The organism is Thioalkalivibrio sp. ALJ12 (assembly GCF_000378305.1).
Taxonomy (GTDB): domain Bacteria; phylum Pseudomonadota; class Gammaproteobacteria; order Ectothiorhodospirales; family Ectothiorhodospiraceae; genus Thioalkalivibrio.
Window position 1 is genome coordinate 5,924 of sequence record NZ_KB899540.1, and the last position, 14,907, is coordinate 20,830.

Here is a 14,907-nt window from a genome sequence, read left to right on the forward strand (position 1 = left end):
AACGCAACCCCGGACCTCCGCCTCGATCAGCGGCCGGGCATCCCTTCAGCGATCGCCACGGCGCAGCGCGCCTCGCGATGACGGAGCCGGCCCGAGAAAGCAGAGGCCAACCAGCTCGGCCCCCGCCTCGGAACTGCGAAGGGACACCCACTTTCGAAAAGTGCGTAGGGAAACCAATTTCGAAGGTGCGTGCTTTGTATGGCCCCAGCCTTGCGAGTAGCCCTTGCCCTATCCATTAGCATGTGCTTATCTTATGATTCGCTCATACGAAGACCGAAGGAGATTCTATGCGAACCCTCAAGACGCTCGCCGCTTCCGCCGTTCTCGCCATTGCCGGTGCCAGTGGTGCAGCTCAGGCTGCCGAACCCAACAAGCTGTTCGTAAGCCTGACCTCGGCCGACGACCACACCCAGTTCATGTCCATGGTGCTGGCGAACCAGACCATGAGTCAGGGTCAGGAGATCCGCGTGCTGCTGTGCGGCCCGGCCGCTACCATGGCCACCGAAGACTTCGACGGCCCGACCATGGAGCCCGCCGGTCGCAACGCCCAGCAGCTGCTGATGAACCTCATCAACAACGGTGCCAAGGTGGAAACCTGCGCGATCTTCCTGCCCAACACTGACTACACCGAGGCGGACCTGCTGGACGGCATCACCCCCGCCGATCCGGAAGAAGTCGGCGCCTACATGGCCGACCCGAGCGTGCGCTTCTTCTCCAACTGATCCCCCGCGCAGGATCACGTCAGGGCCCTCTTCGGAGGGCCCTGTTGTTTTCGACTCCAAACCTGGCGAGCAACCGGCTGGGCATTACGGCCCTCCACTTCGGGTCCCTTCTCGGCGTCTGCGGAATGGATCCATCTGCGTAACCCGGTGAAACGAGCCCGGCAGGGAAATCCCAGCATCACATAGCTCGAGCTTGTCTTTTCGCTGGTACCCTGAAAGCATCTGCGAAGAACCACACAGCGCCTTCGCCGCCACGAGAACAATGCCATGAACAGCGGTCGAGACCTGCTGGACGGACTAGCCCAACTGACGGGCATACGTGATGCCCAGCGACTGGAACACAGTCTGCTCAAGACCCTGGACGACATCTACGAGTCCGCCTGCACCCGGACCATCCGGTTCGATGCCGAAGGCCGCCCCCGGAGCCTGCACTTCTACGATCGCAAGCGCGACGCGGTGATGAGCGTGCCCTTCGACCCCGAACATCCCTTTGTACCTGCGGGGCTGCTGGATCAGGCACTGGCCAGCGGACACTGGGTCGCGGATCAGGACGAAGCGGGTCGCGCGATATCGATCTTCCCGATGTCGGGACTCAAAGAATTCAGCATCTGCCTGGTATTCGCCTTTGACCGGCACCTGGGCAGCAAGCGAGTGGACCAGCGCCTAGTGGAAAGCTTTCTCCTGGTCTATCGCAATTTCGTCAATCTGATTGATGATGCCCAGACCGACGCGCTCACCGGGCTGCTCAACCGCAAGACCTTCGATGACAATTTCCATGATCTGACAACGCTCGAGCGGATCAGCCCGATGCCGGGATTGCCGGAAGACCGCCGCCAGCTGCAAGAGCCGGGGCAGACCGGCGTCTGGCTGGGCGTGATCGACGCCGACGACTTCAAGAAGATCAACGACGGTTTCGGCCATGTGTATGGCGATGAAGTACTGATCCTGCTCGCGCGCCTGCTGAAACAAAGCTTCCGCGAGAACGACCTGGTCTACCGCTTCGGCGGCGAGGAATTCGTGGTACTGGCCGAGTTCGCCGACGCCAGCCAGGCCCTTGCCACCTTTGACCGGCTGCGCCGCGCTGTAGCCGAGTACCCACTACCACGGGTAGGGCGGCTCACCACCAGTATCGGCGTGACGCGGCTGGCACCCTACAAGACCGCCAGCGCGGCACTCGACGAGGCCGACCAGGCCCTGTACCACGCCAAGGCGCACGGCAAGAACCGAGTCTGCCTGTATGACCGGCTGGTCGAGGAAGGTGCAATCAAGCCCACGCCAATCGAGGCGGGCGAGATCGAACTGTTCTGACCCCGCAGCCGTGCGGGACACTGCACGGCCTGCCGGAATACTGGGCGACCTACATCGCCCGTGGACAGCGGGGAAGTCGAGCGCCGCCTGGCCGCGCTGGCGCATAACGTAGTCGCGCACAACCTCCTCTGAATGCAGCTTGAGCTTGCCGACCCACAGCACATCGCTGTTTCACCTTCACCGAAGCTGCACGCATCCTCCTCGGGCAGGGCGCGCTAGACCCTTACGGAGCCTCCACCTCGTCGACGTCCTGGCGCAGCAGGTCCAGGCGCTCCTGCACGGCCTCGGGGTAGTCCGCCTGGTGGCGGCCGCCCAGGTGTTCGGCCAGGAAGGTCTCCAGCCCGGCGAAGAAGGCGAGCCGGTTGGTCTGGTCGACCAGGCCGTGGCCCTCGTCCGGGGCCAGCAGGTATTCGACCGGGTGCCCGGCCTCGCGCAGGGCGGCGACGATCTGGTCGGATTCCTGCTGCTTCACGCGTGGGTCATTCGCGCCCTGCCCGACCATCAGCGGGACCTGGATGTTCTCGACGTGGAACAGCGGCGACTGGGCCTTGAGGCGCTCGCGGTCTTCGGCGTCTTCCGGGTCACCGACGCGGCCGTGCATGCGGCGGATGCCGGCCTCCCAGTACGGCGGGATGGACTCCATCAGCGTAATCAGGTTGGACGGCCCCACCATGGAGACGCCGGCGGCGTACAGCTCGGGCGTCCAGGTGAGCCCGGCCAGGGCGGAGTAGCCCCCGTAGGAGGCCCCAAAGATCGCGACGCGGTCGGGATCGGCGATGCCCTGGTCGATCAGGTATTTCACGCCGTCGGTGACGTCGTGCTGCATCACGCCCGTGCCCCACTCCTGGTTGCCGGCGTTGAGGAATTCCTTGCCGAAACCGGAGGAGCCACGGAAGTTGGGCTGAAATACCGCATAGCCGCGGTTGGCGAGGAACTGCACGGTGCCGCTGTAGCCCCAGGTATCGCGAATCCACGGGCCGCCGTGCGGCATCACCACCAGCGGCAGGCCTTCCGGCTCCACGCCATGTGGCAGCGTCAGGTAGCCGGGGATCTCCTGGCCGTCGCGCGCGGTGTAGCGGATCGGCTCCATCGGCGCGAGGTGCTCGCGCGGCAGATCCGGGCGCCCCTCGTACAGTAGTTCGATCTCGCGCGCCTCAGTGTTCGCGAGATACACGCTGCCCGGGTCGGTGTCCCGGATGACCCCGACCGTCCACAGGGACTCGTCACGGGTGCGCGAGGTGATCTCCAGCTCGCCCTCGCCCAGCTCTTCGCGCAGCCACTCCAGGTGCGACTCGAAGTCCTCGTCATGGGCATAGATGCGCTGGCGATCCCCGGTGTACACGGTGGCCAGTAGGCGATGGTCCCGGTCGGAGAACTTCGCGCCACCGAGGTCGACTGCGCCCTCCGGGTCGCGGTGCACCAGCTCTTCTTTGCCGGTGGCCGGGTCAAACAGGACCAGCTCGACCAAGTCACGCTCGTCCCCCGCGTTGGTGCGCATATAGAGCCGCTCGCCGTCGGGGTGGAAGTTGGCGATGGAGCAGGTCTCGCCGAACGCGCAGGTGTAGATGGACTCGAACTCGTCCTGCGACTTCACGCGCAGGATCTCGGTGCCCGCGTCGTCCGTGGTGCGCACCGCCTTGCGCAGCTCGCCTTCGTGGAAGCCCCAGCCCTCGATCTCGGCGGTGTTCTTCGCCACAAGCGTCTTCTCGCCGGTCTCGAGCGATACACGATAGACATCGTGCAGGCGCGGGTCGCGTTCGTTCAGCCCGACGAAGATGTACTCCGGGGTCGAGCGCGGGACATGCTGAACCCGCGCCTGCACGCCATCACCCCCGGCGAGCCGGCGCGACTCGGGGATGCCATCCTGCCCGGCGGCGTCCTCCAGCGCGATCACGCGCAGTTCCAGGTTCTCGTCGCCGTCGCGATCGCGCACGAAAATCAGGTGCCGCCCGTCGCGCGACCAGAAAAAGCCCATGATGGAACGCGGCTCCTCGGTCAGCGGACGCGCCGACTCCAGGGGCTCGCCCCGCTCCATCAGGTGCAGGTTCATCGCACCCTCGTGGGCGCTCACCAGTGCCACGTAGTCGCCATCCGGCGAGATGCGCCCGGCGGCATGCTGCGGATCGCGGAAGAACTGCTCCAGCTCGAGCAGCGGCGGCGCCTCGCCCTCGGCCCACGGGCCTTCGTTACCCTCCACGAGTTCGGCCTCGACCTCGGTCTCGGCAGCGCCAACGGCCGGTACGGCGAACAACGCCAGCGACACGCTCAACGCGATGGCCGCAGGCGACCTGCGCCGCTTCGTGATCCAGTGATTCGCCAACCGCTCACCCGTGGACTGCATGCCTGTCTCCCGTTACGTGCTGCACCAGCGACAGCCACGCACGCCCACGGGTTCCCGACAAGGCCCGGAATCGCCGGACAGTCAACGAATCGCCAAAATACGACAGGCCCCTAGTCCTTCCAGCCGCGAAAGCCCTCACGTACCGAGAGACAGCGTGCATAGCCCAGCTCCCGCAGCAGTTCGGCGGCGCGCAGGCTGCGCCGACCGCTGTTGCACAGGCACAGCAGGATCTGGTCCTGCGTCACGTGGTAGCGATTGATCAGCGAGAGGAAGTGCTGAAAGTCGCGATCATCCGGCTCGTCCGCGTCCAGCAGTTCCTGCTCCTCCTCCGAGATCTCGCGCCCCAGCAGCTGTTTCAGCCGGAACAGCGGCACCGACACCGCGCCTTCTACCTCGCCCTCCAGCTCCAGCTCGAAGGGCTGGCGGATATCCAGCAACACGGCCAGGCCGATATCGACCAGTTCGCGCGCCGAACTGACGCTGATTTCCAGTTGCGGGTCGTTCGTCTCGTTCGCCATGAAGGCTCCTTTGCACTCGGGATCGAAAAAATCGGGATTAGGCACACTAAAAATGCCACGATTCACATGGATTTGCCTTTTTCGGGGTGCCTGGGTAGCATCCTTATTTCTTTAATTCTAACAGACACTTATCAAACGATGGAGCTCACGATGACGGGAACCCTCACTTAGGCCGGGCGCCGAATGTTCCGCGCCCGGCCCATGCCTTCTTCTAACACCTGAACAGGAGATGCGACCGTGGCGCGCAAGAATTCGTCTTACCTTCGTCAAGCCTACGATTCCCAGGTCAATCGCTGGGTCCGCCAGGACTACTGGGGCGCGATTGGCACACCAGTCGACCTGGCCTCGCTACTCGAGAAGATCGAGAGCGAGACACCCCATACGGACACAGCTCCCCAGTGCGGGAAAGTCATCCAGGCTGGCTGCTGCGTCCGGTTACTGGACCTGCAGACCGAGGAAACCTATCTGGTCGAGCTTTGCGAGCCGGAGCATGCCCAGCCCGAGCGCGGCAAGATATCGATCCTGTCCCCTCTGGGCTCGCGTCTGCTGGGGCTGCGCAAGAACTCGCTGGCCGAGATCACGCTGCTCCGTAGCCGACTGCGATTCCTGGTGATCGAGATACTGGCACCGGGGCACAATCCCGACCAATAATCCATACATGCCTGCCGGAGGTTCACGCCCCGGCAGGCAGAATACCGTGTCCGTGTGCTGCCTCTTCATCTTCGCGAGAGGCTTTGGGCACAATCATTCCATAGCGGGGCCGCCACCAATTCCTTGCACCCTGCCCGAGGAGGATGCGTGAGGCTTTGGTCGAAGTGGAAAAAAGGCGGTGCGCTGCTGGCCGACGTGCTCAAGCGCAACGGGATCGACCCTACGGCCGCCGCTGCCCAGGAGGTGTTCAGCAAGATCCTGAACGAGGCCGAGGCGGCAGCCGATACACGCCTGAAGAACGAGCCGGCCGACGGAAGCCTCTCGCCCGACGAGCACAACACACGCTGGGAGGCGCTGTTCTTCGAGGAAATCCGCGCCCGGGCCAAGGGCTACGCCCAGTCGGTGCGCAACCGGCGCAAGGATTAAACCGGCCACATTGCCTGGTCCATTTCGTGGCGCCCGTCGCACTTCGTGCTACCCTCCGCCGCGTTTCCCGTTCCTCCGGTCCCTCCCATGAAATTTTTCCGCCTGATCAGCGTTCTCGAGGGTTTGTCGCTCATTACCCTGCTGTTTATCGCGATGCCTCTACGCACCTATGCGGATATGCCGCTGGCCGTCACCTATGTCGGCTGGGTGCACGGCATCCTGTTCATCATCTACGGCGCGACTTCCCTGATCGCCAGCCACCTTAGCGGCTGGCCGGTGTGGAAGTGGCTACTGGTCCTGTTCCTCGGCGTCGTGCCGTTCGGCTTCCTCTACGTGGATTACCTGATCCGCCGCGAGGCTTCCCCCAGCGGGGAGGCCGAGACGGCCTGAACCCGCCTGTCATCGCTCGGGGCCCTGCCTCGAGCGGCGGTCGCCACACCTGGTCATCCCGGCCGAAGCGAAGCGTAGAGCCGGGATCTCATGCACCGGCAAGCCCCACCGACCGCACCCGTCCCGCGAGCGGAGATCCCGGATAACCGCTGCGCGGTTTCCGGGATGACTAGCGGGTGCTGGGTGACGGGTGCGCCGTGGGTCACAGGTGCGCCGCGGCTTCCGCACAATGGGCTTTGGCGTGCTTTAATCGGCGCCTCATCCCGCCGATAGCGAAGCCGCCATGATTGCCGTGATCTTTGAAGTGGAACCGCATGCCGAGCGCAAACAGGACTACCTGGATGCGGCCGCGCAGTTGCGCGAGCACCTGAAGGATGTGGACGGGTTCATCTCCATCGAACGTTTCGAGAGTCTGAGCCAGCCGGGCAAGGTGCTGTCGCTGTCGTTCTGGCGCGACGAAGATGCGGTGCGCCAGTGGCGCAATCTGGAGGAACACCGTCAGGTGCAGGCGGCCGGGCGCGGCGACATCTTTGTCGACTATCGCCTGCGCGTGGCCGAGGTCGTGCGCGACTACGGCATGCACGACCGCGACCAGGCCCCCTCCGACTCCCGCGCCGCCCACGGCTCCTGAAGCCTGCCTGCGGCGCGGCGATCACCGCCGCCTGTTGCGGGCGCTGTCCCGCTCGGGCCGGAGTCAGTCGCTGTCGCGCACGATGATGCGGCCCTGCATGTAGGGGTGCGGGGCGCAGATGTAGTCGTAGGTGCCCGGCTCGGTCAGGGTGACGCTGTCGCTCTCGGCGTGTGCCAGCAACTCAGTGGCGAACGACTGCGGACCGCTCAGGGCCACCGCGTTGTGCGCACCGGAGGTCTCGCCGTGTCCGTAGGTGAAGACATCCTCGTTAACCCAGGTGATCTTGGTGCCGGGCGCCACCTCGACGATCTTCGGGTAGAAGGCATTGCCCTTCATCTCGATCACGACTTCCTCGATATCCGAGCTGAACCGAACCGGCCGATCGGCCCGCGCGGGTACCGGGTTAGCATCGGCGTCCGGGATGCCGAATGGCGAAAGAATTCGCCGCGCTTCGCCAATCCGCTCTTCCAGTTCCGCCGGCTCGTAGCTCGGGCCCTCGGCCAGGATCTCGGAAGGCGTATCGGCGTCCGCACGGGCATCCAGCAGCCCGATGGCACCGCGACTGGTGCCCCCCACGCCATGATCCAGCATGGTGTAGACGCCCTCCTCCGGGGGTATCCGGAACTCGATCACCCAGGAGTCCGAGGGGCCCGCGGTGACCGTCTGCCCGCCGGGCCACATGGCCTCGGGGTGGCCCTGCCAGTACACGTAGTCCCAGACGATGCCGACGATATGGAAGGTCGAGAGCAGGTTGGGCCCCACGTTCAGGAAGTACATACGCACGTAGTCGCCCGGGCGCACGGGGATGGGGTTTTCCACGTAGCGGAACAGCTCGCCATTGAAGGCGGTGTAGCTGGGATCGCCCTCCACCGCTTCCTTGCCACTGGCGTACAGCTCGTGCTGCAGCATGTAGAGCTTCAGATCGGGTTCCTGGCCCAGGTCCTCTTCCAGCTGGTACGGCTTGTCGCGCGGCTCGACCACCATCATCCCGTACTGGCCGAACATCACGTGCATGGGGATCGCATGGCCGCCCGGCGCACAGTGATACATGAAGACCCCCGGCGTGGTGGCGCGGAAGGTGATCGACTTGGTCTGCCCGGGCATGATGGAACCGACATGCTTGGAGGTCTGGGTGTAGGCGGCATGGAACGACGCCCCATGCATCACCGCCCCGCTATTGGTGATCTCCATGCGCACGATGTCGCCCTCGGTCACGCGCAGGGTCGGGCCCGGCAATTGGCCGTCGATCAGAAAGCCGTCGTAGACCACACCCTGCCCGATCGGCACCTGGCCCTCGTTGAGGTCGATCCGGAGCACGTGGTCCGGTTCGACATCCTGCGAGGCGTACCCGGTCGGCCGCGTCTCCAGCCCCTCGTCGCGCTCGATGATCTCGATGAAGTCGCTGTCACCGAACAGCTCGCTGAAATCCGGCCCCGGCGACGCCTGCGCCGCGGAGGCCAGCCACCAGAACAGTCCGATCACGCACCAGACCACGAGGTGCATACCCCGATGGCGGTAACCCATGGTCGAAGATGCTGCTTCTGTGTGTTTCATGGCGCTTTCCCCCGGGCCGCGTGCACGGCACCCCATACAAACCTGTATTGCCTATATACCTATTTCTAGACGCTCGGAACGAAGTTGCGCAAGTCACGCGCCCATGGGGCTACCGATAATTGCCTTGAATACGGCCCGTCACCGCCCATGGAAACGGCCTTAGCGCTGGCCTATAGGAACTTCTTTACCTCCCGGAAAGGAGAACGGTCATGGGCATCGTCGAGGAGTTCAAACAGTTTGTGGCGCGCGGCAATGTCATCGACATGGCCGTAGGCGTGATCGTGGGGCTGGCGTTCGGGCAGATCGTGTCGTCGCTGGTGTCGGACGTGCTGATGCCGCCCATCGGCCTGCTGGTCGGCGGGGTCGACTTCTCGGAGCTGATGATCGTGCTGCGCGAGGCGGAGAACGGCGTGGCCGCGGTGACGATCAATTACGGCATCTTCATCAAGCGCGTGGTGGACTTTCTGATCATCGCGATGGTGGTGTTCGCCGCGATCAAGATGATTGGCCGGCTGCAGCGCAAAAAAGATGCCGCGCCCGCCGAGCCGCCCGCCCCCAGCAACGAGGAAAAGCTGCTCGCGGAGATCCGCGACCTGCTGAAGTCGAAGTAGCGGCGAGGGAGCCCCCGCCGCCAGTTGGCATCAGAAGTCCTCGAACTCCATGGTGCGGAAGACGCGGCCGGCGTTTTGCCGGTGGAGCTCGTCGTAGGTGTCCAGGTGGCGGTAGGCCGACTGGTCGATGTTGTAGGCATCGTTCAGCGTGCCACCGGTATCGAGGATCTCCTGCACCTCCTCGCGCAGGAACACGAGGTAGTCGCGGGTGTACTTGCGCAGCTGCTCGAAGTCGGTCACCGGGCCGCCGTGGCCGGGGATGATGTAGTCGGCCTCGATCGCCTCCAGCTTGTCCCAGGTCTCGATCCAGCCGGCGGTGTCGGTGTACTCGAAGATCGGCAGCATGCGCTCGTGGAAGGCGAGGTCGCCGGTGATCAGCGTCTTGCGTTCCGGGGCCCACAGGGCGATGTCCCCCGGGGCATGCGCAGGACCGAGGTAGAGCACCTCGATGATCTCGCCCCCCATGTCCAGCTCGACGCGGTCCTCGAAGATCTTGTCCGGCGTGCCAAGCTCGGTCAGGAACGCCTTGTCACGGGTGCGGTTCGGCGCGCCCTGCAGGCTGCGCTGGCCGTTCTGCTCGATCTCGCGCGCGGCGTCCTCATGCGCGATGACGGTGGCGCCCTGCTCCTGCCAGTAGGTCATGCCGAGCATCGCATGTCCCTGGGCGTTTTCCAGCACCACGTACTTCACCGGCTGGTCCGTGCGCTTCTTGATCTCCTCGTGCAGGGACTGAGCCAGCAGATAGTTGTCGCCGGCGTTCATCACCACCACGCCATCGTCGGTGATGATGAACGACAGGTTGTTGTTGTGGCCCGAGTTCTCGTAGGTCGAGGGCTGGGTGGCACCGATCGCGGACCACACGCCATCGGTCACTTCCTGCGGCATGGCGTAGAGGAAGGAATCCAGCGCCTTGTCGAGCACGTACAGCGGCAACTCGGCCTCCTTCCACTCGGGGAAGCCGCCGGCGTAGTTGTGCACGTTGGTGTACCCCATGCGCTCGAGCGTCTGCGCCGCGAGCGCGGAGCGGCGGTTCTCGTCGCTGTAGACGACGATCGGCGTGGCCTTGTCGGACACCGCACCCGGGATGCGAAACTCCAGCTCGCCCCGCGGGATGTTGAGCGTGAGGTGCGAGCGGATCTGGCCGCCGCCCAGCTCGATCTCCTGGTGCGAGCGGACGTCGATCAGGACATGGTCCGGCTCGTTCGCGATCAGTTCGCGCAGGGCCTCCTGGTCGATATCGGTGACCTCGGCGCGGGCATCCTCGACCAGGGAATCCGCGGTGATCTCGTCTCCCTGTGCGACGCTTGCCGCCGCGAACAGGGCCAAAGCCAGCCATGATGTACGCATCGGGGTGTCCTGTTGTTGCCGGATGTGATTCCCTGAACATAGACAGCCACGGCGCGAGCTTCCATAACAGCGCCCGGCAACGGAACGCCCAGCCCAAGGGGTACAGGAGAAACCACCATGACAGACGCCGCCGAGCTGGCGCGACTCAAGGAACGGATCGATCAACTGGCCGGGATGGCCGCCGATGAACATGCGGCTGCGGCACGCACGCTCGCCGACGAGCTGAAGGGAGAACTGGCGGCACGGTCAGATGGCGGAAAGCCCGCCCCGGGAACCAGCCAGGCGGACCATTCAGGCGAGTTGCGGGTACCCCGGGAGACCAATTTGAGATGCCCGCGCTGCACGCTGCATTCGTTCAACTTTCAGCCCGGCTCGATGCGCGCACGCGATGACGGGGCGGGCTACGAGGCACGCTTTCACTGCATGAGCTGCGGATTCGAGGACTATGCGCCGGTCAAGCCCCGCTGAGGGAAACACTGAGCGGGCTCGCTGCCGCGTGATCAGCGTGGATGCGTGTGCAGCCAGGTGCGCATGCGGCGGGTCTTCTCGACCATGCGCCAGAGGGAACGGCTGTTGTTGTAGCGCGAGACATGCTGCAGCGGGACCCAGAGGATGTCGTGCGATTCGTGGCTGCCGGGGACCGGAAGGCGGTCGTCGATCTCCAGCAGAAAACGCACGTCGATGTGCTCGTGCATCGGGAAGTGCGGGCTCGCCGGGATGGTGTGGATGTCGAGGTCAAAGACATCCTCGGCTACCAGGTGGATATGTTCGCGTGCCAGGCCCGTTTCTTCGTGGATCTCGCGCAGGGCGACCTGCAGGATGTCCGACTGGCCGTCGGCATGCCCGCCCGGCTGGAACCAGCGGTGGTGCTTCCCGTGCAGCAGGAGCAGCGCGCGCTCGCGATCCGGGCTGACCACCCAGGCCGAGCCAGTCACGTGTGCCGGCAGGAGATCGCAGTGGAAGCAGTCCGGATGGGCCTGCACGAAGTCCAGCGCGCGGCGCACAAAGCCGGCTTCCTCGATGAACGGGGTCTGGTGGTGGGCCAGCAGCTCGACCAGTTGCGCGCGGTGCATCTTATGTACCGGCGGGGTTGTGCAGGGCGTGGATCGCCGCCCGCGCCGCCTCGTCGATGTCCGCCTCGGAGCCGGCCAGCGTCAGGCGGCCGAACGCACCCACCGCGCGCACGTCGATCAGCGAGACGTGGGAGGCCTTCAGGGCTTGGTTGGCCGCATAGATGATGTAGCCGGCCGGCTCCGCCTCGAGGATGAACATGCTCTGGTCGGGCAGGATCATGTTGCCGCGCCGGTTCTGGCGGTTGATCAGCACCGTGTGATCCGGCGTCATGCCGCGGATCGTCTCCTGCCACGGGATGCGGCAGGGCTGGCGATCGGACTGATCCGCCCCCAGGCGCTGCAACAGCACGCGACCGGCCTCCTGCACATCGCTCTGGTCGCGATGGTGGATCACCATGGAACCGAACTCGCGCTCCACGACCTGCTGCGCGAGGTGCACCCGGGTGGCCTTCAACGCGACGTCGGTCAGCCGGTGCACCGCCATGCCCGGCGACACCTCCACCCACAGGCACGCGTCTCCCGGTACGGGCAGAAAGCCCTGGGAGACGGTGGCCATGTATTCCGCCAGCTGAGGCTGAAGGGAATCCATGTAGACGTAGGTGCGCAGCTTGATCATCGATTCGCTCTGAGCCGGGGCAACACCACGTTAACCCCCGCGCGGCGCGGCCCGGGCCCGCGCGGGAATCCGCACACACGAATTTGAGCCGCCAGAAAACCGCCGGCTTGTTCGCGCACACGGGAGAATAGAGGGGCATATTGTGAACGCAGCGGCCCCGAACCTCAACGCCAGACGCCCCTGCGCCCCGCGAAACGGCGAATTTTTGTGACACGGCGGAACGACAGTGAGGGTGGCTGGCTCTACTCTCGAGACAGGACATTCATGTTTTTGCGCCCTGCCCGGGAGCCTGTATGAGCATCAACCAGGAAACGGACCTGAGTCGCCATCACGAACCGCGCGATTTCTCCGACCGTGTCGCACGCGCCTTCACATCCATGATGCGTCGGTTCGCCTACACCTTCTTTGCCCGCCGCTACGGCCACCGCGCCGTGGTGCTGGAAACCGTCGCGGGGGTCCCCGGCATGGTCGGCGCCACACTGCAGCATCTGCGCTCGCTGCGCCGCATGGAGGATGACCACGGCTGGATCCGCACGCTGATGGACGAGGCCGAGAACGAGCGGATGCACCTGCTCACCTTCATCGAGATCGCCTCGCCCAACTGGCTGGAGCGGCTCCTGATCATCCTGGCGCAGGGGTTTTTCTACACGCTGTATTTCCTGATCTACGTCGTCTCCTCGCGCACCGCGCACCGGATCGTCGGCTACTTCGAGGAGGAGGCCGTGATCAGCTATACCGATTACCTGGAGGAAGTGGAAACCGGTGCGATCGAGAACATCCCGGCACCGGATCGCGCCATCCAGTACTGGGGCTTGCCAGAGGACGCGCGGCTATCCGATGTCATACGCGCCGTACGCGAAGACGAGGCCGGCCATCGCGACGTCAACCACGGCTTCGCCGACCTGCTCAACAACAAAACCTGAAGCCGCGACACACACCCGCATGTCCTTCCGCCCGGCACATGCGGATCGCCCCCTTCCCTGACCACTCCCTAAAAACGGGCTTGACCCTGCCGTTACACTCTTTGCCCCGAGCACAAACGCCCGGGATAGAAGCTCTAACGAAAGGACTTGCCCATGCCCCGCTCGCTGAATATTCGCTCCCGACTGGCGATCACGATCATCGTCCCTGTGCTGGCACTGCTCGTGGTCGCGCTGATGGCAGGACGCGGCATCGCGACCATCGAGGATGGGGTGCAGAGCATCTACGACGACCGCGTAGTGCCGCTGCAGCAGCTCAAGACGATCGCGGACAACTACGCGATTCTAGTGATCGACGCGGTGAACAAGGCCGACAACGGCCTGATGTCGGCCGAGGAAGCCCTCGACGGGGTCCAGACCGCCCGCGCCGAGATCGACGAAATCTGGGAGCGCTACATGGCCACGACGCTCACCCCCCGAGAGGAAGAGCTGGCCACCGCCGCCATCGAGGAATTCCAGGCAGCCAATGCCGATCTCGACCGCCTGGAACAGGCCCTGTCCGGGATGACCGGCAACGTCGAGGGCGAGCTGGGCGCGTTCAACGGCCCGCTGTACGACACCATCGACCCAATCAGCGACCGCATTACCGAACTGGTCGACCTGCAGATCGAGGTTGCCGGCGTGGAGGCGGAGCGTGTATCGGAGGTCTACGGCCAGGTACTCCTGCGCACCGGCATCGTGCTGCTGATCGTGCTGATTGCGGTCGTCGTGATCGGCACATGGACCTACCGCGCGATCGCCACCCCGGTGTCGCGGATGCGCGAGACCCTTTCTGCAATCGTAGAGAATCACGACTTGTCACAACGGGTCGAGATCGGGAACGACGACGAGATCGGGGCCACTGCCCGAGCCCTGAACGGCATGCTCGAGCAGTTCGAGGGATCGATCCGGGAACTGCGGGGCCTGACCGACCAGATGGCCTCCGCCGCGGAGCAGCTCTCTGCCGTCAGCAGCCAGACCAACAGCAACGTCGACCAGCAGCAATCGCAGACCGAGCAGGTCTCCACGGCGATGAACGAGATGGCCGCCACCGTGCAGGAGGTCGCACGCAATGCCTCCGATGCCGCCTCGTCCAGCCAGGAAGCGGATCAGGAATCCCGGGACGGGGGCGAGGTCGTGCGCTCGGTGGTCAAGGAGATCGGCCGACTGTCCGGCGAGGTCGCGACCATCGAGGGCACCGTCCGCAGCCTGGACGAAAAGGGCCAGCAGATCGGCTCGGTGCTGGATGTAATCCGCGGGATTGCCGAGCAGACCAACCTGCTGGCGCTGAACGCCGCGATCGAGGCCGCCCGCGCGGGTGAACAGGGTCGCGGCTTCGCGGTGGTCGCCGACGAGGTGCGTACCCTCGCCTCCCGCACCCAGGACTCCACCGCGGACATCCAGGCCATGATCGAGGCCCTGCAGGCCGGCACACGGGAGGCCGTCAGCGCGATGGGGCGCGGGCGCGAAATGGCGGAATCGACCAGCCACGACGCGGAACGGGCCGGCGAGGCACTGGAATCGATCGTTCAGGCGGTGGGACGCATCAGTGACATGACGACCCAAATCGCCAGCGCGGCCGAGGAACAGAATGCGGTGGCCGAGGAGATTAACCGCAATATCGCCACCATCAACGACCTCACCGGCGACACCTCCCGTGGCGCGCAACAGACCTCCACGGCCAGCCAGGACGTCGCCGGCATCGCCGCCCGCGTGCGGGACCTGGCCTCGGCCTACCGCATCGCCTGACGCGGCATGGG

Annotated in this window: 16 protein-coding genes; 10 read left to right on the forward strand and 6 right to left on the reverse strand. The window is 64.9% G+C overall.

Annotation, left to right across the window (positions count from 1 at the left end; translation table 11 throughout):
- The first annotated feature begins 287 nt into the window (after positions 1-287).
- Positions 288-722: a DsrE family protein gene (locus tag F467_RS0110215; RefSeq protein WP_018137879.1), complete on the forward strand. Its 435-nt coding sequence runs from the start codon at positions 288-290 to the stop codon at positions 720-722.
- Positions 723-989: 267 nt separating this feature from the next.
- A complete protein-coding gene (locus F467_RS0110220; protein WP_018137878.1) occupies positions 990-2,030 on the forward strand; it encodes a diguanylate cyclase in 1,041 nt (346 codons plus the stop codon).
- Between the two features lie 223 nt (positions 2,031-2,253).
- Here the strand turns inward: F467_RS0110220 and F467_RS0110225 are convergent, their stop codons facing one another.
- Positions 2,254-4,371, reverse strand: coding sequence for a S9 family peptidase (locus F467_RS0110225; protein WP_018137877.1), 2,118 nt, complete (start codon positions 4,369-4,371; stop codon positions 2,254-2,256).
- A gap of 110 nt (positions 4,372-4,481) precedes the next feature.
- A complete protein-coding gene (locus F467_RS0110230; protein ID WP_018137876.1) occupies positions 4,482-4,889 on the reverse strand; it encodes a rhodanese-like domain-containing protein in 408 nt (135 codons plus the stop codon).
- Positions 4,890-5,126: 237 nt separating this feature from the next.
- Between F467_RS0110230 and F467_RS0110235 the strand changes: the two genes are divergently transcribed.
- The 4 genes from F467_RS0110235 (at position 5,127) to F467_RS0110250 (ending at position 6,987) form a co-directional block, all read left to right on the forward strand.
- The gene (locus F467_RS0110235; protein ID WP_018137875.1) at positions 5,127-5,540 is read left to right on the forward strand and encodes a GreA/GreB family elongation factor; all 414 of its coding nucleotides are present in this window, start codon (positions 5,127-5,129) and stop codon (positions 5,538-5,540) included.
- A 147-nt stretch (positions 5,541-5,687) separates the two neighbouring features.
- Positions 5,688-5,966 (forward strand): hypothetical protein, encoded by a 279-nt coding sequence (locus F467_RS0110240; protein ID WP_018137874.1) that lies wholly within the window; start codon positions 5,688-5,690, stop codon positions 5,964-5,966.
- Positions 5,967-6,053: 87 nt separating this feature from the next.
- Entirely contained in the window at positions 6,054-6,356 is a 303-nt protein-coding gene (locus F467_RS0110245; protein WP_018137873.1) for a DUF3817 domain-containing protein, read from the forward strand.
- 283 nt (positions 6,357-6,639) lie between these two features.
- Positions 6,640-6,987, forward strand: coding sequence for an antibiotic biosynthesis monooxygenase (locus F467_RS0110250; RefSeq protein ID WP_018137872.1), 348 nt, complete (start codon positions 6,640-6,642; stop codon positions 6,985-6,987).
- Positions 6,988-7,050: 63 nt separating this feature from the next.
- On the opposite strand, the gene F467_RS0110255 is transcribed toward F467_RS0110250, so the two are convergent.
- The gene (locus tag F467_RS0110255; protein ID WP_018137871.1) at positions 7,051-8,511 is read right to left on the reverse strand and encodes a plastocyanin/azurin family copper-binding protein; all 1,461 of its coding nucleotides are present in this window, start codon (positions 8,509-8,511) and stop codon (positions 7,051-7,053) included.
- A gap of 239 nt (positions 8,512-8,750) precedes the next feature.
- Between F467_RS0110255 and mscL the strand changes: the two genes are divergently transcribed.
- Positions 8,751-9,152 carry a large-conductance mechanosensitive channel protein MscL gene (gene mscL, locus F467_RS0110260; protein ID WP_018137870.1) on the forward strand — a complete coding sequence of 134 codons (402 nt, stop codon included), beginning with the start codon at positions 8,751-8,753 and terminating at the stop codon, positions 9,150-9,152.
- Between the two features lie 30 nt (positions 9,153-9,182).
- Here the strand turns inward: mscL and F467_RS0110265 are convergent, their stop codons facing one another.
- The gene (locus tag F467_RS0110265; protein WP_018137869.1) at positions 9,183-10,499 is read right to left on the reverse strand and encodes a rhodanese-like domain-containing protein; all 1,317 of its coding nucleotides are present in this window, start codon (positions 10,497-10,499) and stop codon (positions 9,183-9,185) included.
- A gap of 117 nt (positions 10,500-10,616) precedes the next feature.
- Here F467_RS0110265 and F467_RS0110270 point away from each other — a divergent pair, with 117 nt between their 5' ends.
- Positions 10,617-10,967 (forward strand): hypothetical protein, encoded by a 351-nt coding sequence (locus F467_RS0110270; protein WP_018137868.1) that lies wholly within the window; start codon positions 10,617-10,619, stop codon positions 10,965-10,967.
- 32 nt (positions 10,968-10,999) lie between these two features.
- On the opposite strand, the gene F467_RS0110275 is transcribed toward F467_RS0110270, so the two are convergent.
- On the reverse strand, positions 11,000-11,572 hold the full coding sequence (locus tag F467_RS0110275; protein WP_018137867.1) for an NUDIX hydrolase: 573 nt from the start codon (positions 11,570-11,572) through the stop codon (positions 11,000-11,002).
- A 1-nt stretch (position 11,573) separates the two neighbouring features.
- Entirely contained in the window at positions 11,574-12,188 is a 615-nt protein-coding gene (locus F467_RS0110280) for a microcompartments protein (RefSeq protein WP_018137866.1), read from the reverse strand.
- 293 nt (positions 12,189-12,481) lie between these two features.
- Between F467_RS0110280 and F467_RS0110285 the strand changes: the two genes are divergently transcribed.
- The gene (locus F467_RS0110285) at positions 12,482-13,111 is read left to right on the forward strand and encodes an alternative oxidase (protein WP_018137865.1); all 630 of its coding nucleotides are present in this window, start codon (positions 12,482-12,484) and stop codon (positions 13,109-13,111) included.
- Between the two features lie 153 nt (positions 13,112-13,264).
- The gene (locus F467_RS0110290; RefSeq protein ID WP_018137864.1) at positions 13,265-14,896 is read left to right on the forward strand and encodes a methyl-accepting chemotaxis protein; all 1,632 of its coding nucleotides are present in this window, start codon (positions 13,265-13,267) and stop codon (positions 14,894-14,896) included.
- Positions 14,897-14,907 lie beyond the last annotated feature (11 nt).